Below are 19,449 nucleotides of genomic sequence, written 5' to 3' on the forward strand. Positions count from 1 at the left end.
TGCCCTGGCCGCCGCCTCGGCCGCCGGAGACTGCACCGGAGCGACGGAAACGGAGACCGGGGTCGCCGTCTGTGAGGCGCCGCTGCTCACCACCCGGAGGGCGGACTCGGCCTGCTTCCTGGCGAGCGCCGCCTGATGTTCCTGGCGTGCCTTTATCTCCCGGGCCACCTTCGCGTCGAGCGAATCGAGGTACGCGGCGGCCTCCTTTCGGAGCCGGAGGGCTCGCTCCCGCTTCGCCTCGGCCTTCTTCAACACCTCGCTCTGCCGCCGTCGCTGCTCCTGGAGAGCGGCTTTCTTCGAGAGGAGAGCCTGCTCCGCCGCGCGCATCTTCTCGTAGCTGTTCCTCTGCTGGATGAAGGCGTTGACGAGCATGTCGAGCCGCGAGGTGAACTCCGAGAAGCTGCGGGTGCCGACGAGGACGTCCACGAACCCGAGATCCCCGCTCTTGTACACCTGCGTGGCCTGTTCCCTCAGAGCCTTCCGGGAAGACTTCAGGCGCTCCCGCGCCCGTTCGAGGGCCCGGTCGGTCCGGGCCAGCCTGGCGTCTATGCGGTTCAGCTCGTACAAGGCGTTGTTGTAGTCCTCGTAGGCCGCCGCGGACCTGCGCCCCAACTGTGCCAGCCTCTGCTGCGCGGCACCGAGTTTGGCCTGATCAACCTTCAATCCGGCGGGAGAAGCCCCGGCCGAAGCCCCTCCCAGAAACAGGCCGGCCGCAGCCAGAGTCGTCGCTAAGGCTAAACTTCCCCTCCGAGGCATGATCCGGGCTCCCTCCCTTGGCCTCCACAACCTTCTTCTCCGGCTCTTCAACCAAGCCCCGGGGGACCATCAAATGGTTCCCCCCTCCGGCTGAGGACTCTAAATCAACGACGCACGACTCCGCAACGCCAGAATCACCACCGAAAAACACCCGTCACCCCACTAAACGCAATCTGTCTTGCCCTCCACCTGACCCCTCCACAACATAATGTTGTTTCCGTCCCGATACAATTTTTAACAATTTTTAATCTTCTACGAAAACCGGAGCCCGCGCAGCCGCAGGAAGGCGCTCCAGAAGCGACGTTTGCGGATCGGGTCGTCGAGGGCGGGTGAGATGGGGGGGAGGAGAAGGCCCAGGATGGATGCGGTCCAGTCGAACCACTCCCCGGGGGTGGCCTGCGAGAAATCGTTACGGGCGAGGGGGAAGTGTACCGAATCCACCGCGCGGGCAGGGACGTCTCCAACGGCGACGAGCACCCGGGGCTGGAGGGTGAGGATACAGAGGGCGAGGCTCTCTCCGGAGAAGAAGCACACCGAGGCATTCCGCAGGCCGACGGCGTCCAGGCTCAGGGAGAGGGCCTCGAGGGCTCTGGGGCCGGCATCGGGCTCCATCACGAGGAGGACGGCGGATGCGGGGTCGCCCAGCGGCCGGGGGAGACCGTATTCGTCCGCGAGACGGGCGAGGCGGGAACTCTGCGCGCGGAGCATGGCTTCGTAACCCGCCCTCGGGCTGCTAGGAGGAGGGATCTTTCCTGTGCTCGATGGTGACACGGCGCACGTAGAGGATTCGCTGGAAAGAGGTCACGAAGGCACCCAGCGCCACGGCCCACACGCCGACGACGAGGATGCCCAGGATGGCGCAGCCGGAGAGGAGCACGACCCTTCCCGCCCTCTCGAGCAACCCGACCTGGCACTCGTATCCCAGTCCCTCGGCGCGGGCCCTGGTGTAGGAGGTGAGCAGCGAGAAGGTCATGGCCAGTCCCGTCAGGAGCACTTCGACCGGGCGGGAAGAGTCGGCGTAGAAGAACATGATCCCGACGAAGACGGCCGACTCCGAGAACCGGTCGAGCGTCGAGTCGAGGAAGGCCCCGAAGGGACTGATGCGGTTGGACTGACGGGCGACCGCGCCGTCGAGCGCGTCGAAGAGCCCGGCGGCCAGCATGATCACCCCGGCCACCCTCACGTGCCCGCTCCCGAAGAACCCGGCGGCCACCAGCGAGAGCGCCCACCCCAGCATGGTGAGCGTATCCGGCCGCACCCGCATGGTGGAGAGCAGGCGGATAAGAGGCCCCAGAAAAAACTGCCGCAGCGACTCCTTGAACGACACCGGTCGGCGCGGCTCACGACGTGGCAGGCTCACGGGCTATCTACCTCTCCTTCTCGTCTACGTTCTCTCCGGTCTCCTCGGAAACGGGCACGACCGGGGCCATGCTCCACGGCTCGAAGACCAGCGTACCCTTAAGATACCTTATGGCGGCCGCCACCATCGCCACCACCGGAACGGCGAACAGTGCCCCGGCGATCCCGTAGAGAGCCGTGGCGGAGAGCATGGCGAACATGACCCACAGCGGATGTACCCCGACCGAGCTTCCCATGATCTTCGGCACCAGGATGTTCCCTTCGAGCTGTTGGGCGAGGAGGAAGAGCAGCGCCACCACCAGAGCCTCGACCGGCCCGTCGAGCAGAGCCAGTACGACGGCCGGCACCGCACCCAGGAAAGCACCGAGGACGGGGATGAGCTCGGTGAAACCCACCCACACCCCTATGAAGAGCGCGTAGCGCCCGCCGGTGAAGAAGACTATCCCCCATCCGATAGCCCCCATGAGCACGCACAGCAGGAGCTGCGCCCTGAGATAACGAGCCAGCGATCCCTCCACCGCCCTGAACAGCTCGATCGTCTGCTCCCGCACGGTTTCCGGCACCATACCGAGCGCCGCCCCCACGACCCGCTCCCTGTCCAGCGAAAGGTAGATCGAGATGATGAACATCAAGAACAGGTTCAGGATCGTGCCGAAGATCCCGAACACCCCACCGATGACCCCTAGAGCCCCCTTCAGAATCGTCCCGGCGGGCGGCAGGTTGCCCCTGACGAAGCGAGCCGCCGTCTGTCGATCCAGGAGCGCGGCCTGCTCCCCGACGTAGGGCAGACGACGAAGCCAGTCCAGGAACGCCGTGACCTGGTCGGTGATCGTCTGCGGGTTCCCCAAGAGCGCCTGCACCTGCCTGATGGCGGGTACTATAACCACGACGAGCGCCGCGGCCGCCAGGAGGAGCAGCATCAGGTAGACCCCGAGTACGGAGATCAGCCGCGGAACCCCCCATCTCTCGAACCGGCGCACGAGAGGGTTGAGCGCGTAGGCGAGGACCATAGCCATCAAAAAGGTGAGCAGCACCCCGCTTATCTGGCGCACCAGGACCACCAGCACCACGAGCGCGGCGGCCAGGAGCACGTACTGTAGATACCGGGATACCAGCAGCCTCTTCGCCGACATCAGAGCTCCGGAAAGAGAAGACTACACGACCGGGTCGACCCCGCCAGCAAGTTTACAGCCCCCCGCCCCATCTGTATAATCGGCCGCCAGCATGGGGAGGATGCGGATGCAGAGAACACAACATGTTGTTGAAGGAAGGCCCGAACTTCGGGTGCTCACCCGCCCTAAGAAGTATGAGGAGGAAGAGGCCCGCACGGCCGCGGACCCGCCCCGGCGCAAGAAGCGCCACCGGAAGTCCTCGGTCTTCTGGCGCCGCAGGATGACGGCAGCCGGCCTTCTCGCGCTCGTAGCGGCGCTCGTGACGGCGGTGGTCCTGGGGGCCGGGCACGGTAGGGCGGCCTCCCTGAAGGAAGCCCCTCCCACCCTGATCCTCGCCCGGGCCGGCGGGCTCGATATCTCCACCCCCATACGCCCCCGGCAGATAGAGGGTCTGGGATACCATCCGGCCGGTAACGGGCTCGTCCCGCTCTCCCCCCGCGGCCGGAACCTCTCGGCCAACCCGCTGATCACCATCCTCTCGGGCGAGGCCGGCAGCCCGGTGGGCTACTTTCTGATGGCACCCGCGGGACGTCAGGGTCCGGAGACCGGCGCCCTAGACGTGGGGGCGCCGGCCGGGGCGCCGGTCTACGCTCCGGTCTCCGGGACCATAACCGCCGTGCGACCGGACCCCCTGCTGCAGGGCGCGAGCGTCATAGAGATCCAACCTGACGCAGCCCCTCAGGAGCGCGTCGCGGTGGCGCTCCTGGGCAAGATAAAGAACGGGGTCGGCGTCGACAGCCCGGTCGAGGCCGGACAGACCCGCCTCGGCACCGTCGCGGATTCCTCCTCCGTCATGAAGACCCAGCTCTCCTCGTATATCAAAGGGGCGGGGAACCACGTGACGATCTCGGTCTACAGACTGGACTAACGGGGCCTCGGCCTCGACACCAGAGGCCGCCACACGCCGGAATCACCTCCGGCGTGTATCATTAGAGGCCATGTTCGTGAGCCTCTTCTCCCAGAGCCCGGCGGCCGCCATAGCGGTTCTCCTCGGCTTCGCCGTGGGTATCACGCTGCACGAGGCAGCCCACGCCTGGAGCGCCATGATGCTCGGCGACGACACGGCCTACCGGCAGGGACGGGTCACGCTCAACCCCGCCTCCCACCTCGACCCGCTCGGCAGCATCATGCTGCTCATCGCGGGTTTCGGCTGGGGCAGACCCACGCCGGTCAACCCCTCGAAGACGCGTGGAGGAGTCCTAGGTCCGGTCGCCGTGGCCGCCGCCGGTCCCCTCTCGAACCTCCTCATCGTAGCCCTCTGCGCCCTGCTCTTCCGCCTGCCGGCGCTGCAGAGCGGCTACCTGGCCCTCATCGTGGTCGCGGTGGCCTTCGTCAACGCCCTGCTGTTCGTCTTCAACCTCATCCCCATCCCTCCGCTGGACGGGTCCAAGGTGATCTTCCCCTTCCTCCCCCGTTCGCTGGACGGACTCGTGGTGTTCATGAACCACTACGGCCCGTTCATCCTGCTCGCCCTCTTCCTCCTGCCCTGGCTGGTCCCCTCGCTCTCGATCTTCGGCTACATACTTCGCCTCAGCCAGCCCATACTCCAGGCCTTCGGACTCCCATCGCTCTTCTACTGAGGGCGGCGAAAAAGAGAGGGGCACTTCCCGGTACCGCAGGGAGGGGGGAGTCTACGGCCCGGAAAGCTGCCCCACAAATATTCTACCCACTCCGAAGCGTAGCAACACATCGAACAAATTAAAATTGCGTTAAGATACTTTGCGCTCTTTATCGCCGGCCCGGTCGAGCGCCGGGAGGGAGACTGAGAAGGTGCTCCCCTCGTCGGGGCGGCTCTGGACCGTGATCTCACCCCCGAGGTGGTCGGTGATCTCACGGGCGAGGGCGAGTCCGAGTCCGGTGCCGTCGGCGCGGGAGGAGCCCTGGGCGCGGTAGAAGCGGTCGAAGATGTGCTCCTGTTCGGGCTCGGGGATGCCGCAGCCGTAGTCTCTCACGCTGACGACCGCGCGGTCGCCCTCCCGTTTGAGGATGAGGTCGACCGGCGAGCCGTCGGCGGAGTACTTTATGGCGTTGTCTACGAGGATCGCGAGAGCCCGGTGGAGCTGGGTGGGGTCGGTCTCCACCGGGGGCACCTCTCCCTCTACGTCCACGTTGATCTCGCGCCCGGTGTAGGTGAAATCCCGGCGCAGCTCGTAGAGGATCTCCTCCAGGTCCACCTCCTCGGTGCGGAAGGTCAGCGCTCCGGAGTCTATGCGGCTGAGGTCCAGGAGCGTGCGGGCCAGGTTCTGCAGACGCTCGGTCTGGGCGCGCATGTCCTTCAGGAAGGCCTGCCGCACCTCCTCGTCCTCCTCGTCCTCGAGCATCTCCAGGTAACCGGAGAGGGCGAAGATGGGCGTCTTCAGCTCGTGGGAGGCGTTGGCTATGAACTCCGCCTTCGCCCGCTCCACCTGGCGTTGCTCCGTGATGTCGCGCATGATCGCGAGCGCCCCGTCCTCCAGCGGCGCGGCGCGCACCTCGATCACCTTGTCTGAGGCCTCCACCTCGGAGGTTATCGGGCCTCTCTCGCGGCTCTCGGCCAGTATCTCCCGCAACCGGGAGTAGAACTCACTCCCCGAGGACTCCAGGAGTTCCTGAGCCCGCGGGTTCAGGAAGGTCGCGTTCAGTTCAGCATCCACCCCGATGACCGCGTCGGTCATCCCGTCGAGGATGGCCTTGCTCCGCTCCTTCTCCTGCTCCACCTGGCGGAAGGCTCCTTCGAGAGAAGATGCCATGGCGTTGAACGTCGCTCCCAGATCTCCGACCTCGTCCTTGAGCGTCGTCTCTATTCGCTCGCTGAAATTCCCCGCCGCCAGCCGGTCGGCCGCGATCCCGAGACGGGTGACCCGCCGGGCGATCATGTCGGCCGCTATGTAGCCCGCGAGCCCGGTTATCACCAGCGCGAGGATGCCGGCTATCATCGCCAGGCGCTGGATGTTGCCGAGGGCCGCATCGGCGTTGAGGATGTCGCTCTGCGCGTAGAACTTGAGGAAGACGATGGCCTTGTCCTTACCCTGCGCCGGGACCGCGTAGGTGTAGACCTCCTGCCCCTTGCGCACCCCCAGCTGAATCGTGTGAGGAGGGCTCTGCTGCGGGCGGCGGGTCTTTATGGCCTCCTTGACCGTCGTCGGGTTCCAGCCCTCGCTGAGGTTGCCCGCGACCTGCTTGCCGTCCTGCACGATGCCCCACTGAACGTCGTGGCTCGCCGCGAAGTTCTTCAACCGGGAGTAGTCGAAGTGAGGGTTGCGCTGGACTTCGCGCTGGAACTGCTCGCCCACCTGCTGGAAGTTCGCCTGGCTCGCCCGGTAGAGCGTCTCGGCCAGTATGGGCTTGACGACCTCGTAGGCCGTCGCCCCCGCGAACGCCGCGACCAGCACGAAGAGCGCCGTGAGCCAGGCCCGGATGCCTATCCGCGGCCAGCCCGCACCCTTGCGGCGCGGCGCACCCTCCTTCCTCCGGCCTCGCTTCCTACCGAAAAACATACCCGACGCCCCGCGCGGTGTGGATGAACTCCGGGTTGCGAGGGTCGCGTTCGATCTTCTCGCGCAGGTGGCGGATGTGCACGTCTACCGTACGCTCGTCGCGGAACTCGTCCCCCCAGACCCTGGTGAGCAGGGCGCTGCGCGAGAACACCCGGCCGGGGTTGGAGGCCAGCGTGACGAGAAGCTCGAACTCGGTGTAGGTGAGGTCGATCTCCCGGCCCTCGACCGACACCCGCCGGCTGGGGATGTTTATCTTCAGCCCGTCGTAGCTCAACTCGTCCTGGCGCTGCCCCGCCGGCACCGAGACCCGGCGCATGATCGCCCGCACCCTCGCCACCAGCTCTCTCACGGCGAAGGGCTTGGTCACGTAGTCGTCGGCGCCGAGCTCCAGGCCGACCACCCGGTCTATCTCGTCGTCCTTGGCGGTGAGCATGATGATCGGCACGTCGCTCTGCGCCCGGATCCTGCGGCACACCTCGGTACCGTCCAGCTTTGGCAGCATGATGTCCAGGATGATCAGGTGCGGCTGGTAGGCCGAGAAGGCCTCGAGCGCCTCCTCCCCGTCACCTGCGGTGTGTACCTCGAACCCTTCGCGCTCGAGCGCGCGGGTGAGCATCTTCTGGATGGAGGGCTCGTCGTCCACCAGGAGGATCTTGCGGGTGTTTCCCTGTACGCTCTGAACCACTCTCCTTATGCCTCTTCTCTCGCCGCGGGATCACAAGCCGGTGTGCGCCACACACCCCGATTCTAGCATGCTAATGGGGATACATTAACTCCCGGGAACCCCGGCCAGAACCCTCCGGACGGCCGCGACGAGGTCCTCTTCCCCCTCCAGACGCACCACTTCCAGCGGCGACGGCCGCCTCCTGAGATAACCGACCACGATCCGCAGCTCGTCCGGACCCCGGACGGTCTCAACCCGCCGGCCGCCGAGCACTCCTCTGGCGAAACGGCGGACTTTCTCTTCCTCACCAAGGCAGAAGGTGCGGTATCCGGCGAGCCTCCCGCTCCGGAAGGCGAAAGCCTCCACGCAGCCGGACTCGGAGGCCGCAGAGAGCACCGCGCACACGCCCTCCGAGCCTATCGCGGCCCGGGTGGCCCTGAGCCTCTCGATTCCGAGGATAAAGTCCCGCAGGCGGGCCGCGCCCTCGAACTCGAGTCGGGCGGCGAGCCGGTCACGCTCCCGCCGGAGGGCGTCGAGCTTCTCCTCCCCGCCCCGGCCGCGCAAAAGCGCGGCGATCTCCTGGACCACCTCCCTGCGATACTCTTCCTCGTCCATCCCCGAACACGGCCCGCAGCGGCCCATCTGCCCGTAGAAGCAGGGACCATCCCCCTCATCCGGGCACCGCCTCAGGGGAAAGATCCTGCCGAGGGCCTCGATGCAGCAATCCACCATGCCGGCGCTACCGTAGGGACCGAGTACGATCTCCTCTCCCCCGCCGGGCGCGGCGACCCGCTCAGGCACCGGGTACCTCTGCGAGAGATCCAGCCTCACGTACCACCCCGCCCGCTCAACACGGCCGGCCGTGTTGTAACGGGGCAGAAGACGCCGGATCTCCCGCGCCTCGAGCAGCAGCGCCTCGAGCTCACTCTCCGTCCGCCGGTACCGCACCCCGGCGGCCTCCTCGACCAGGCGGGCCACCTTGCGCCGGCCGTCCCCGCCGCCGAAGTAGCTCCCGACCCGCTTCCTGAGGTCCTTGGCCTTCCCGACGTAGAGGACCTCCCCCCGCCGGTCCACGAAGTAGTAGACCCCCGGCGCATGCGGGAGATCCCGCGGGATGATGTACCGCTTGCTCCTCCTCCGCCCTCTCCGCAGAGACGCGGCCTCCCCCACCGTGGTCACCCCCATCTCATCGAGCAGCGGAAGAAGCCTCAGAAAGACCCCGGCGGTCGCCGAAGCATCGGCGAGCGCCCGGTGGTTAGGACGCTGTTCGATCCCGAAGTGGTCCGCGAGCGAGGCGAGCCGGTACCGCCGCAGACCGGGCACGAGCAGCCGGGCGAGCCTGAGGGTGTCGAGGGTCGGGTTGGACAGAGTCCGCCCGAGCGCCGCCTCGACGAACGCGCAGTCGAAGCGCACGTTGTGCCCCACCAGCACGGCCCCCTCGGCGAACCCCTCGAAGCGGGAGGCCACCTCGCCGGCGGGTGGGGCCCCACGGACCATCTCGTCCGTTATCCCGGTGAGCCCGACCACGAAAGGATCTATGGAATGCCCGGGGTTCGCGAGCGAGGCGAACTCTTCGACGATGCGCCCACCCCGCAGCCTGACCGCCCCTATCTCCGTGATCCCGCCCTCGCGCGCCGAGGAGCCCGTCGTCTCCAAGTCGAAAACCACGTACTCGGCCTCGTCCAGCCCGAGGGAGGCGAGGTCCACGACCCCGAGCATCCCCTGCTCGTCCCACGTGAACCGGCCATCTCCGGCCACCAATCGCTCCACGAGACCCCTTGCCTCGCCGTTGGCATCGGGGATGGCGAGGAATTCCCTTGCGATCTCTTCGGGCGTCACCGCCCCCCGGCTTCGGAGAAAGCCGTAGAGGCTAGAGGACACGCGTCTCCGCTCTTCTCGCCGCCTCGGCTATGGTTCTCGCCTGCCTCTCGGTTATGCCGGGGATGCTCATCAGGTTCTCGTAAGTATATTCATCGTCGAGGAGCCCGCTCGCCAGCACCCTGTCCCGGGTCTTCGCCCCCACCCCGGGCAGGACCTCGGTGTGAAAGATCTTGCCGCGCTGGATCCTGAGCTGATCCACCCCGGCGAGCCTCTCGCCGTCGATGAGTATCCTCCTGAGGGTCCTGGCGAAGAGCTCGACCTGCTCGGGATGGTAGACGCTTCGCCCCATCAGCGCCGGCGTCATCGGCAGGGGATGCAGCAGGTTGGCGTCCCGCACGGTGGTGTGCCCCGGCGGCTCGTTCGGGCTCAAAGGGTCCGGGTCACCGAGCCTCTGCGCCCGCAGCGCGTGCTCGAAGACCTGCTCCTCCAGGTCTCCTTCGAGGTCGAGCTCGGTCACCACGGGCCTGCCCCGGAAGCGGTCGTTGCGGTTCGCGGCGTACAGGAAGACGCGCCCGCTGCGCTCGTTCTCGTAGAAGGTGACGATCGCCCTGGCGCGCTTCTCACCGATCCCGGGCAGCCGCGCCAGGGCCTTCACGTCGCTCTCGTCTATCATCTGGCGCAGCTCTTCCGGCTCTATGGCCTCCGCAGCCTTCGCCGCGGCCCTCCGATCCACCCCCCTCACGCGCTCGAGCATCCCATGTACGCTGTCGGGGAAGACGCCGCGGCGGAGGTGGTTGATCTTGCGCACGGCCGTGAACTCGCTGTACTCCTCCCAGCGCCAGACGAACTCCCGCACCCGCTCCACCGCCGCGTAGTCCTCGGGGACGAACTCTATGGTCACCGCGTCGCCGATGTAGCGGCCGTTGGCGCCGGCAAGCGTCTCGGCGTCGCGCATCACCTGTACCTTGACCGAAGGGGAGTAGAAAGAGAAGTGCACCGGCACGCCCGGCGCAACCTCCTTCATCAGGCGCAGCCTGAAGATCTTCTCCTCTGGTTCTGATCCCAACATCGGGATTACATTCTAGCATCCTGCCCCAGCAGCACCTCCTCCCGCAGCACGATCGCCTCGACCTCCTCCCCGGGCCGCACCTCGGCCCCGGGACCGATCAGGGCGAGCGCGTCCGCCTTCGTGAGCGAGCTGACGAGCCCGGAGCCCTGCGCCCCGGCGGACTCGGCGCGCCAGCCCCTCCCGGTGCGCGAGAGCCGCACCCGCATCGCGTGCAGCCTCCCCACCCGGTTGCGCACCACCTCGTCGAAGTACACCTTTATCCGCGGCCGCCTCGCGTCCTCCCTGCGCCCGGCCATCTTCATCAGCGCCGGACGTACGAAGACCTCGAAGCAGACCATCGCGCTCACCGGGTTGCCCGGAAGCCCGAAGACCCTGACCCCCTCCCGAAGACCGAAAAAGAGCGGCTTCCCGGGCTTGAAGTTTATCCCCCAGAAGACCTGCTCGACGCCGAGGTCGCGCATCGCGGACTTGACGAGGTCCTTCTCCCCCACCGATACGCCGCCGCTGGTCAGGACCACATCCGCCTCCGAGAGTGCCTCCTCGACCGCAGAGCGCAGCGTACCCTCCTCGTCGGAGGCGGCATACAGCCTGCGTGCCACCGCTCCCGCTTCCTGCGCCTGCGCGACGAGCGCGTAGGAGTTGGAGTCGTAGATCTCCCCCGGCTCGAGCCTTCTCTCGCCCGGCTCGACGAGCTCGCTCCCGGTCGAGAGGACGACCACCCGGGGCCTCCCGAATACGGGAAGCTCCGCGTACCCCTGGCTCGCGGCGAGCGCTATCTCGGGTGCTCCGATCTCGGTCCCGGCGCGCAGGATCACCTCGCCCGCACGCACGTCCTCGCCGCTCCGGCGTACGTTCTGTCCGGGACGCGCCGGCTTCTTCAGCTCGAACTCCTCGCCCCAGCCGCTCGTGTTCTCGACCATCACCACCGCGTCCGCTCCCTCGGGGACGACGCCGCCGGTGAAGATCTTGATCGCCTCCCCCTCCCCGACTTTTTTCTTCGACGGGCGGCCCGCCGGGGCCTCGTCCACCACCCGGAACACCCGCCCGGCCCCGGCGTCACGGCTCCTCAAGGCGTAGCCGTCCACCGCCGAGTTGTCGAACGGCGGAGAGTCGAACTTCGCCACCAGATCCTCCGCGAGCACAAGCCCCCGCGCCTCGGACAGGGGCACCCCCACCGCAGACGACCGCGGGGTGTTCTTCAGGATGATCTCCACGGCCTCTCCGTAATCCAGGAGCCTGTCGAAAGTCTGCACGACGACCTCTCCCTTCGATGTCGAATTTCAGGACCCGGGCTGCTTCACCAGCACCGCGTGCACCTCCCCGGGACCGTGCACGCCGACGGTGAGCGTCATCTCGATGTCCCCGGAGCGGCTGGGGCCGGTGTGGAAGCAGAGGTCGGGGGGCATCCGCCCCCCTTCGTACTCCCCGAGAGCCTCCTCCAGCGTGCCGAGCAGCCTCTCCTCCGGCACGAGCACCACGTGCACCGGCGGAAGGAGCGTGGCGAGCCTCCCCCCGCCGCTCTCGAGCAGCAGGCTCCCGGTCTCGGCGAGCGCCCACCTCGCCTCGGTCACCCCTGCGTCCGCCTCCTCCAGGGACCTCCGTTCTGCACCGCCCCGGTAGACGGCCACCTCCAGCCCGGCCTCTTCGAGGCGCAGCCCTTCCAGAAACTTCGCATCCCACCGCACGACCCGCCGCGCACCTCTCCCCCGCAGCACCTCGAGCACGTAATCACGCGCCTCCTCGATGCCGGATGCGCGCGTCGCGTGTCCGCCGACCGCCTCGAACTCCCGGACGAAACGCTCCGCCGGGTCTTCATGCCCCTCTTTTCTCCCCCCGTCCGCGCGTGGTGTCCAGGCCACGTCCGGAGCGTGGGTCGGGCGGTAGCGCCCGGCGCGGGTGCGGTGCCGTATCCCTTCGAGGAACTCCTCCTTCCTCGCCACTAGATCCTCCCCTCCCGCCAGAGCTCGCGGAAGCTCTTCTTCGCCAGGTGCGGGATCTCGCGGGACTCCGCCCATCCCTTCAAGGGCCCGGGGAGGGACCGGGCGACCCCGTCCCTGAGCAGCGGCCCCTGCACGCCCCGCGCGGCTTTCGCCCCGATCCCGTAGAGTCCGGGACGCCTCATCCCGAATTCGAACGCGTCGAAGGCGAGGCGCTGCGCTCTGCCGGAGATTCCCGTTTCGGCCTGCCTGCGGCGCAGCCTGAGCAAAAGCTCGTGCAGCGGGATGCCGACCGGGCACGCCTCCCAGCACGCCCCGCACAGGCTGGAGGCGTGCGGGAGGTCCTTCGCCTCCTCGTCCCCCTTGAGAAGGGGTGTTATCACCGCCCCGATGGGCCCGGAGTAGGTCGAGCCGTAGGCGTGGCCCCCGGTCTGACGGTAGACCGGACAGACGTTGAGGCACGCCCCGCAGCGGATGCAGTAGAGCGCCTCCTCGAACTCCCCACCGAGGAGGCTGGAGCGGCCGTTGTCGAGCAGCACCAGGTGGAACTCCTCCGGCCCGTCGGGCTCGTCCTCACCCTTCGGCCCGCTCACGAAGTCGGTGTAGACGGTCATCTTCTGGCCCGTGGCGCTGCGGGCGAGGAGCCTGAGAAAGACCGCGAGATCCTCGAGGCGCGGCACGACCTTCTCTATGCCCATCACCGCCACGTGCACCGACGGGACGCTCGCGACCAGCCCCTCGTTGCCCTCGTTGGTCGCGGTGACGACGGTCCCGGTCTCGGCGACGCCGAAGTTGGCCCCGGTTATCCCGATGTCCGCCGAGAGGAATTTCTGCCGCAGCCGCTCGCGGGCGAAGGACACGAGATCCTCCACGTTGGGCGGCAGGGGGCGGCCCGCCTCCTCCGAGAGGACCTCGGCGGCCCGGTGGCGGCTCATGTGCAGGATCGGGGCGACGATGTGCGAGGGGGCCTCCCCGGCGAGCTGCGCGATCCACTCCCCCAGGTCCGTCTCGACGATCTCGAGCCCGAGCTCGGGATACTCCTCCTGGAGGCGGCGGTTGAGCTCTATCTCCTCGGTGGCCATGCTCTTGGATTTGGTGATGACCTTCGCGCCGCGACGCCTCGCCAGTTCCCCGATATACCGGACGGCCTCCTCCCCGTCGTTCGCGAAGAAGACCTTCCCTCCCCTCTTCTCGACGGCGGAGGCCATCCGTTCCAGATGGCGGTCGAGGTTCGCCATCGTCTCCTGTTTGATACGGTAGGCGCGCTCCCTCAGCTCGGGTGCGTCCGGCAGGGCGGAGAGGGCGGCGTTGCGGTTTCGGATCGTGTTCTTCGAGTGCACCGCCACCGCCGAGCGCAGCCGCTCGTCCTTCACGGCCTCCCTCGCCCGCTCGTTGAAGCCCTCGACCCGGCTCTCGAGCCCCTCCCCCGGGCGTCCCGCCTTCGCCGCCATCCTCAGACCTCCCCCCGTCTCGGGTCCAGAACCTGCGCCAGGTGCAGCACCCGCGTGTCGTGTCCGGTGCGCCGCAGTCGCCCCTCCAGGTGCAACAGGCAGCTCGGGTCGCAGGAGATCAAAGTATCCGCCCCGCTCTTCTCCAGAGCCCGGATCTTCTGGTCCGCCATCGCCGCCGAGACCTCGGGCATCTTCACCGAGAACGTCCCCCCGAACCCGCAGCAGAGCTCCTCGTCCTCCCAGTCGAGCAGTTCGAGCCCGGAGACGCCGCGCAGTATCCGCCGCGGCTCTTCCAGCACCCCGAGCTCGCGCCGCTGGTGGCAGCCGGCGTGGAAGACGGCCCTACCGGAGTACGAGGCTCCCGGATCCTCCATCCCAATCACGTTGGCCAGGAAGTCCGAGAACTCCCTGACCCTGCCGCCCAGGGCCTCCGCGCGCCCGCGCTCCTCCGGCGTCTCCTCGAAGAGGAGCGGGTAGTAGCGCGAGACCATCGTCGAGCACGACCCGGACGGGCATACGACGTAGTCGAAGTCCTCCCGCTCGAAGACGTCGAGGAAGCGCCGGGCCACGCCGCGCGCCTCGCTGAAGAATCCCGAGTTGAACGCCGGCTGCCCGCAGCAGGTCTGCCCCTCCGGATAGACGACCTCGACCCCCAGGCTGCGCAGGACGCGCACGGTGGCGACCCCGACCTCCGGCCGGATGAGATCCACGAAGCACGGCACAAAGAGCGCCACCCTCAACGAAAGGCACCCCCGATCACACGCTTTCCTTCGGAGATCATTCTACCGCGGTGGGCTTCGCGGAAGGCGTCCTCAGGACTTCCAGAGTCCCGCCCGGTGCCCCCGCGATCCGAGACCGCTGGAAACACGCCATGCAACCGGGGGATAATGCAGGAAAACCGACGCCAGGGGGTAAGATCCGATGTCGAAGAAGCTGGCGGCCGAAAAACCCGCCGGACGCCGGCAAGGGGTGGGGTGGATCGCGTTGATCTCGAGAACACCCCTCAAAAACAAGGCGTCTCTGTACACGCTCCTGGTCGTTTCGTCGTGGTGCGTCGCGGCCTTCGGGTTCGCCGCGCTGGCGAAAGACACCCCGGCACGCGCCCTGACGACCCATCTCTGCTACTGGTCGACCGCCACGTTCGCCTTCGGCAGCGCGGTGTGGGCCGCGCGGCAGACCGGAGGCAGGGAGAGGGGATTCTGGGCGCTGTTCGCAGCCGGTCTTCTCACCAGCTTCTGCGGATACCTGCTGTGGCAGATGGGTCCGGACGGCGCAAGGCTCGCGCTCCCGAGGGATCTGTCGTACACCCTCTCCTACCTGCTCCTCTTCGTGGCGCTCCTCTACCTGCTCGGGCTCTACACCCGGGGCATAGCCCCTCTGGCCCCGCTCGACGCCCTGAGCGTGATGTTCTCGTCGGGCATGGTGGTGTGGTACTTCTTGCTCGCTCCGGCAGCGCCGGTCCACGGGAAGAGCCCCGGGGAGATCGCAGACACCCTCTCGGGGCCGGCGATAGACGCCGGGTTGCTCTTCCTCTGCCTCACGCTGCTCTCGAGCCGCAGCAAACCAGGCTTTTCGGGCTGGCTCGCGGGGGGATTTCTGGCCCTGGTGGCCGGAGACCTCGCCTGGGCCGGGCTCGAACCCTTCAAACCCTACGAGCCCGGCAGGTGGCCGGAGCTGCTGTGGACCCTGGGGCTGGTGCTGTTCGTCGCGGCGGCTCTGAGAGCATCCTCGGAGCCCCAAGACAGCCAGAGAACGGGGATCAGCCCCTGGCGGGTGTTCCTGTTCTGGGCGGGACCGCTCTCCCCGGCCGTGCAGTACGCCTTTTTGCTCGCCTGGGCGACGCTGCACCCGCCGGTGCCGGCGTACGTGAGCTGGACGGGGGTGGTGCTCATGCTCTACCTCGCGCTGCGCATCTCCGCCCTCTCCTACATAAACCGCTCCCTCAGGCTCGAAGCCGAGAGAGACGCCGTACGTCGGGAGCAGAGAAGGATCTCGAGCGAGCTGCACGACTCGCTCAAACAGAACGTCTACGGGGCGACGCTTCTGCTGGAGACCTACAGAAAAGCGAGGGACCAACGAGCCTCCGAGAGGCTCCTCGAAGAGGCGCTCTCCGCCTGCAGAGAGTCCGGACACCTGCTCGAAAGCTCCATCGAGGAGCTGCACGCCCGCTGCGAAAACTCCGGGGTGGAACTCGACGCCCTCCTGCAGAGGACGCTGCGGGACATAAGCAGCCACTTCGGAGTCCACGCCCACCAGGACCTGCGCGCGGATTGCGGCACGCTGGACACCACCCGGCGCGCCGCCGCCTACAGGATAGCCGCTGAAGCGCTCTGGAACGCGGCGAAGCATTCCAGGGCCTCCAACGTCTGGCTGGAGTCCAGGAAAGTCGGCCGGGTGCTGCTGCTCCGGGTGCGCGACGACGGGAGGGGCTTCGATCCCACCTCTCCAACCCCGGGAGTCGGGCTCTCGCTCATGAGGAGCCGGGCGGAGGAGGCGGGAGGCACCCTGGACATCTTCTCCTCCCCCGACAGGGGCACCACCGTACAGGTGAGGTTCGAGCTTGGATGAGGGTGCTCCTCGTCGAAGACCACCCCACCATGAGGCTGGGCATCCGGGCAGCCCTCGGTCTCGCCGACGATGTAGAGGTAATCGCAGAAGCCATAGGCGCCGGGGATGCCCTCCATCTCAACCAAAAGCTCAAACCCGACGTCGTGCTGCTCGACCTGCACCTCGGAGGGGAGCCCAGAGGCGCTGAGATCTGCCGCAGGATCAAAGAACTTCCAGACCCACCCCGCGTCCTCGTATACTCCGCCTACAACTCGGAAGAAGACATCCTCCTTTGCAGGCTCTCCGGTGCCGATGGCTACCTGCACAAGAGCGAGGGACCGGAGAAGCTCCTCGAAGCCTTGAGGGAGGTCCACCGCGGCGGAAGGATGTGGCTGGAGGGAAGGGAGGAGGGCCATCCCGGCCTGCAGGATGTCCCGGGCATCACCCATCTGACGCCCAAAGAGAAGGAAGTTCTCCACCTCTTGCTGGAGCGCTGCTCCAACGCCCAGATCGCGGAGCAGCTCTACATCTCCGAGCGTACGGCCAAGTTTCACGTGAAGAACATCCTCAAGAAGCTCGGCTTCTCCTCGCGCAGGGAGCTCTTCCGGCACCTCACCGGCAGTTAGGCGCTCGCAAAAGGACAGGTCACAACCTGTCCCCCGATCGTCGAAAAACTGTCCCGAAAGGACAGCGTGCCGGCGATGGGCGGCTGGTAGGCTGACGCCGGCGCACCGGAAAGATCGGCAGGAGGAGGGCCAGGGTGAAAACTCTCAAGCGACACCTGATCCTGGGCTTCGACGCCGGGTGTATGACGTGCAGCGAGCTGGCGCATCGCATCGAAGAGGCGGCAGGGGGCAGGCTCGAGGTCAGAAGCCTCCACGACCCGCAGGTCGAGCACTGGCGCAAGCAGGCTCTCGGAGAGAACGCATCCTGGGCTCCCACGCTCATCGAAGTCAGGGGCGGACAGGTCAAAGCCTGGACCGGGCTCAAGATGGGGCTGGTCCTGAGCAGAAAGCTCGGTCCCGGGGCAACATGGCGGGTGATGCAAGTGCTGGGAGAGCCACACATAGCGTCCGGCGTTGACGATGAGGCTCACAGTGCAGAGATGCGCAGCATCAGCCGCAGGCGCTTCTTGAAAGGCTTGGCCGGCGGGTTGGCTGCTTTCTCTCTACTGCCAGCTGATCGGGCATTCGCTTCAGTGTCTGATAGGAGCCAAAAGACAGCAGGTATCCCTAGATTAACTCGGCTCTCGGCCGATTCCGTGTACGTAAACAGATTGAAGCGTAGCAAGGATGTTAAGGTTGCTATCAATAGCTTCGGTAAACCGAAGTGGAACCAAGTCGAAAAAGTACAATACAATAGAGGCAATAAGGCACAGACGATCTTCTTAATCCCTTTCGTACGCACAGGTGAGGCAAGCGCCGACACCCAGACTACTTACCTTGTGACCAGCGGTGAGCTTCGACAAGAAGATGCGGTCAGCATGGCAATGCAGCTACACTCGAAAGGCAAGAGGGCAGAGTTTGCCTGGTACTTGCCAGAGGGCAGCTTTCTTGGCACAGCAGAAATCTCTCGTAATGGTAGGCTCATACCACACCCAAATTACGCACTCACGCAAGAATCTGTCCAACCTGCCAGCAGGCTATCATTCCTCAGGTGCTTCTTCCATTGTGTGGGCACTAATGATCTCTCTGTCGAGTGTGCCCTCGAGTGTCTTGCCTGCGCGCTTGCGATTGAGTGTGTACTTTGCTTTGCCTGTGGAGGTATAGTGGCTTACGAATGCGCCGAGCACTGTAGATACGCACTATAATCTGTCTTTGGCGTAAGGTTGGGGCATCGAATTTGCTAGAGGAGAGTCAATTGTTTCGCTCTCATTGAAGGTGTTGAACTATACTACGAAATTAGGGGTGAGGGCCCCGCCCTTGTCCTGATACACCCGAGAGGTATGGATAGCAGGGTGTGGGACACCCAGGTCACTACCTTCTGTGAGCATTACAGAGTCATCAGCTACGATCGACAGTTCTGTGGCAAAACAAAGAGGAACGAGGGGGGACAACATGCGGCGGGAGCTTCGAGTCTAGAGGATCTCAAGCGCATATTTGAGAGCAGAATTAACTCTCCGCCCTCCTCTTCCTACAACGAGTTGAAAAGCCTGCTCGATTGGTTAGGGATAGAAAAATGTCATCTCCTCGGTCTCGAGGAGGGCGGACAGGTGGCCCTGGAGTTTGCAGTTGTGTACCCGGAGATTACCGACAAACTCCTTCTGGTTAACACCCGGTTTCCTGTGCTGAGTGATTTCGAAGACCCAGGGTCGAGAGAGAAACTGTGGAGCGGCATACAACGAGGGATAGAAAAGGCACAGGGGTTCAGAGAAGCTATCCAAAAGTTGGTGCACGAAGGAGATCCAGAGCCGTTGGTCGAGTCAAAACTTGCAGACCCGCTGTACTCCAAGGCCACCCCGCAGACGCGCCAGAGGTTGCGAACGATTCTCTCAGAGAACGCCTTCTCTGTGTTCGAGGGCTTTGAGCCTCAGTCTCACAGGCTGGCCCTCCTGACGGAGGATAGGCTCAAGGAAATCGACGCACCCACTCTTCTAATACTGAGCGATGGCGGGCGCGATCCCCTGGCACGAGCGCTCGATGACAGGCTGGAAGAGCTCATCCCCACTCTGAGAACGGTCGTCCTTCCAGATGCCTCACCCATGGTAAACATGGACCGGCCGGAGGAGTTCAACAGGATGGTGCTGGAATTCTTAGGCACTCCCCGAGACATCTGACGGATGGCGATTACAGCCTCTGGCCAGCCACGCGCTCGAAACACGAGGAGGAGGACAGCTTGCCGAACGATGAGGATGGATATCGAGGGTCACCGTCCGGTTTGCCTCGTTTGGGGATGACCATCTGGGGGATTCTCGCATTAACTGTTGCAACGAGTTTGGTGGCGCTGGCGTGGAACAGTACCGGGACGGCTACAGGCATCGTGCAGATGAGGATCTTTCTGGTGGGCTGGGCCGTGGCCGCCGTGATAACCGTCGCGGTAAGGCTCTTGTCCGGTACGATCTCCCGGAGGGATGGTCGTGGGTCTGGCTCGTTGACGGCCATGGAGCTCTCATACCACCTGGTCGTGGGATGCGTGGTGGGGCTGGCCATTGGTACGACTAACTGGAGCAACCTGCATATCGTCGGGTGGTGGCAAAT

The 19,449-nt window shown here is 65.9% G+C and carries 19 protein-coding genes; 6 read left to right on the forward strand and 13 right to left on the reverse strand.

The features are described from left to right. From AC6EKW_RS00005 to AC6EKW_RS00020, 4 genes are all read right to left on the reverse strand, one after another. Window positions 1-612, reverse strand: a 612-nt coding sequence (locus AC6EKW_RS00005; protein WP_498513302.1) for a hypothetical protein, incomplete at its 3' end; no start/stop codon positions are given. A 396-nt stretch (window positions 613-1,008) separates the two neighbouring features. Next, window positions 1,009-1,464: a hypothetical protein gene (locus AC6EKW_RS00010; protein WP_498513303.1), complete on the reverse strand. Its 456-nt coding sequence runs from the start codon at window positions 1,462-1,464 to the stop codon at window positions 1,009-1,011. A gap of 25 nt (window positions 1,465-1,489) precedes the next feature. After that, window positions 1,490-2,116 carry a CDP-alcohol phosphatidyltransferase family protein gene (locus tag AC6EKW_RS00015; RefSeq protein ID WP_273886521.1) on the reverse strand — a complete coding sequence of 209 codons (627 nt, stop codon included), beginning with the start codon at window positions 2,114-2,116 and terminating at the stop codon, window positions 1,490-1,492. Between the two features lie 7 nt (window positions 2,117-2,123). Then, window positions 2,124-3,248 carry an AI-2E family transporter gene (locus AC6EKW_RS00020; RefSeq protein ID WP_273886520.1) on the reverse strand — a complete coding sequence of 375 codons (1,125 nt, stop codon included), beginning with the start codon at window positions 3,246-3,248 and terminating at the stop codon, window positions 2,124-2,126. 106 nt (window positions 3,249-3,354) lie between these two features. On the opposite strand from AC6EKW_RS00020, the gene AC6EKW_RS00025 reads away from it, so the two are divergent. Both AC6EKW_RS00025 and AC6EKW_RS00030 read left to right on the forward strand, forming a co-directional pair. Then, on the forward strand, window positions 3,355-4,155 hold the full coding sequence (locus AC6EKW_RS00025; protein ID WP_498513304.1) for a hypothetical protein: 801 nt from the start codon (window positions 3,355-3,357) through the stop codon (window positions 4,153-4,155). A 76-nt stretch (window positions 4,156-4,231) separates the two neighbouring features. After that, complete coding sequence (locus tag AC6EKW_RS00030; protein ID WP_273886518.1) at window positions 4,232-4,867, forward strand: site-2 protease family protein; 636 nt, start codon at window positions 4,232-4,234, stop codon at window positions 4,865-4,867. 129 nt (window positions 4,868-4,996) lie between these two features. On the opposite strand, the gene AC6EKW_RS00035 is transcribed toward AC6EKW_RS00030, so the two are convergent. From AC6EKW_RS00035 to AC6EKW_RS00070, 8 genes are all read right to left on the reverse strand, one after another. After that, a complete protein-coding gene (locus AC6EKW_RS00035) occupies window positions 4,997-6,763 on the reverse strand; it encodes a sensor histidine kinase (protein WP_498513305.1) in 1,767 nt (588 codons plus the stop codon). Next, window positions 6,750-7,448, reverse strand: coding sequence for a response regulator (locus tag AC6EKW_RS00040; RefSeq protein ID WP_273886516.1), 699 nt, complete (start codon window positions 7,446-7,448; stop codon window positions 6,750-6,752). Before AC6EKW_RS00040 ends, AC6EKW_RS00035 begins: the two co-directional genes overlap by 14 nt. Before the next feature lie 84 nt (window positions 7,449-7,532). Next, entirely contained in the window at window positions 7,533-9,308 is a 1,776-nt protein-coding gene (locus tag AC6EKW_RS00045; RefSeq protein WP_498513306.1) for a DEDD exonuclease domain-containing protein, read from the reverse strand. Further along, window positions 9,298-10,317, reverse strand: coding sequence for a helix-hairpin-helix domain-containing protein (locus tag AC6EKW_RS00050; RefSeq protein ID WP_498513307.1), 1,020 nt, complete (start codon window positions 10,315-10,317; stop codon window positions 9,298-9,300). The genes AC6EKW_RS00045 and AC6EKW_RS00050 overlap by 11 nt, the downstream gene beginning before the upstream one ends. A 5-nt stretch (window positions 10,318-10,322) precedes the next feature. Further along, window positions 10,323-11,570: a molybdopterin molybdotransferase MoeA gene (locus AC6EKW_RS00055; RefSeq protein WP_498513308.1), complete on the reverse strand. Its 1,248-nt coding sequence runs from the start codon at window positions 11,568-11,570 to the stop codon at window positions 10,323-10,325. 27 nt (window positions 11,571-11,597) lie between these two features. After that, a complete protein-coding gene (locus AC6EKW_RS00060; RefSeq protein ID WP_498513309.1) occupies window positions 11,598-12,257 on the reverse strand; it encodes a LutC/YkgG family protein in 660 nt (219 codons plus the stop codon). Further along, window positions 12,257-13,705 (reverse strand): LutB/LldF family L-lactate oxidation iron-sulfur protein, encoded by a 1,449-nt coding sequence (locus AC6EKW_RS00065; RefSeq protein ID WP_498513310.1) that lies wholly within the window; start codon window positions 13,703-13,705, stop codon window positions 12,257-12,259. The genes AC6EKW_RS00060 and AC6EKW_RS00065 overlap by 1 nt, the downstream gene beginning before the upstream one ends. A gap of 2 nt (window positions 13,706-13,707) precedes the next feature. Then, on the reverse strand, window positions 13,708-14,439 hold the full coding sequence (locus AC6EKW_RS00070; RefSeq protein ID WP_498513570.1) for a (Fe-S)-binding protein: 732 nt from the start codon (window positions 14,437-14,439) through the stop codon (window positions 13,708-13,710). A gap of 187 nt (window positions 14,440-14,626) precedes the next feature. Here AC6EKW_RS00070 and AC6EKW_RS00075 point away from each other — a divergent pair, with 187 nt between their 5' ends. The 4 genes from AC6EKW_RS00075 (at window position 14,627) to AC6EKW_RS00090 (ending at window position 19,028) form a co-directional block, all read left to right on the forward strand. After that, complete coding sequence (locus AC6EKW_RS00075; protein WP_498513311.1) at window positions 14,627-16,273, forward strand: sensor histidine kinase; 1,647 nt, start codon at window positions 14,627-14,629, stop codon at window positions 16,271-16,273. Beyond that, entirely contained in the window at window positions 16,270-16,878 is a 609-nt protein-coding gene (locus AC6EKW_RS00080; protein WP_498513312.1) for a response regulator, read from the forward strand. Before AC6EKW_RS00075 ends, AC6EKW_RS00080 begins: the two co-directional genes overlap by 4 nt. Before the next feature lie 134 nt (window positions 16,879-17,012). After that, window positions 17,013-18,062 (forward strand): hypothetical protein, encoded by a 1,050-nt coding sequence (locus tag AC6EKW_RS00085; protein WP_498513313.1) that lies wholly within the window; start codon window positions 17,013-17,015, stop codon window positions 18,060-18,062. A 120-nt stretch (window positions 18,063-18,182) separates the two neighbouring features. Further along, entirely contained in the window at window positions 18,183-19,028 is an 846-nt protein-coding gene (locus AC6EKW_RS00090; RefSeq protein WP_498513571.1) for an alpha/beta fold hydrolase, read from the forward strand. Between the two features lie 10 nt (window positions 19,029-19,038). On the opposite strand, the gene AC6EKW_RS00095 is transcribed toward AC6EKW_RS00090, so the two are convergent. Then, window positions 19,039-19,353 (reverse strand): hypothetical protein, encoded by a 315-nt coding sequence (locus tag AC6EKW_RS00095; protein ID WP_498513314.1) that lies wholly within the window; start codon window positions 19,351-19,353, stop codon window positions 19,039-19,041. Between the last annotated feature and the right edge of the window lie 96 nt (window positions 19,354-19,449).

This window comes from Rubrobacter sp. M3-4, from assembly GCF_059772285.1.

What these genes read in the sequence shown, in the direction of transcription:
- AC6EKW_RS00010 (WP_498513303.1), bottom strand. Translation starts at nt 1,464, where the DNA reads ATGCTCCGCGCGCAGAGTTCCCGCCTCGCCCGTCTCGCGGACGAATAC.
- AC6EKW_RS00020 (WP_273886520.1), bottom strand. Translation starts at nt 3,248, where the DNA reads ATGTCGGCGAAGAGGCTGCTGGTATCCCGGTATCTACAGTACGTGCTC.
- AC6EKW_RS00025 (WP_498513304.1), top strand. Translation starts at nt 3,355, where the DNA reads ATGCAGAGAACACAACATGTTGTTGAAGGAAGGCCCGAACTTCGGGTG.
- AC6EKW_RS00035 (WP_498513305.1), bottom strand. Translation starts at nt 6,763, where the DNA reads ATGTTTTTCGGTAGGAAGCGAGGCCGGAGGAAGGAGGGTGCGCCGCGC.
- AC6EKW_RS00050 (WP_498513307.1), bottom strand. Translation starts at nt 10,317, where the DNA reads ATGTTGGGATCAGAACCAGAGGAGAAGATCTTCAGGCTGCGCCTGATG.
- AC6EKW_RS00065 (WP_498513310.1), bottom strand. Translation starts at nt 13,705, where the DNA reads ATGGCGGCGAAGGCGGGACGCCCGGGGGAGGGGCTCGAGAGCCGGGTC.
- AC6EKW_RS00075 (WP_498513311.1), top strand. Translation starts at nt 14,627, where the DNA reads ATGTCGAAGAAGCTGGCGGCCGAAAAACCCGCCGGACGCCGGCAAGGG.
- AC6EKW_RS00080 (WP_498513312.1), top strand. Translation starts at nt 16,270, where the DNA reads ATGAGGGTGCTCCTCGTCGAAGACCACCCCACCATGAGGCTGGGCATC.
- AC6EKW_RS00095 (WP_498513314.1), bottom strand. Translation starts at nt 19,353, where the DNA reads ATGGCCGTCAACGAGCCAGACCCACGACCATCCCTCCGGGAGATCGTA.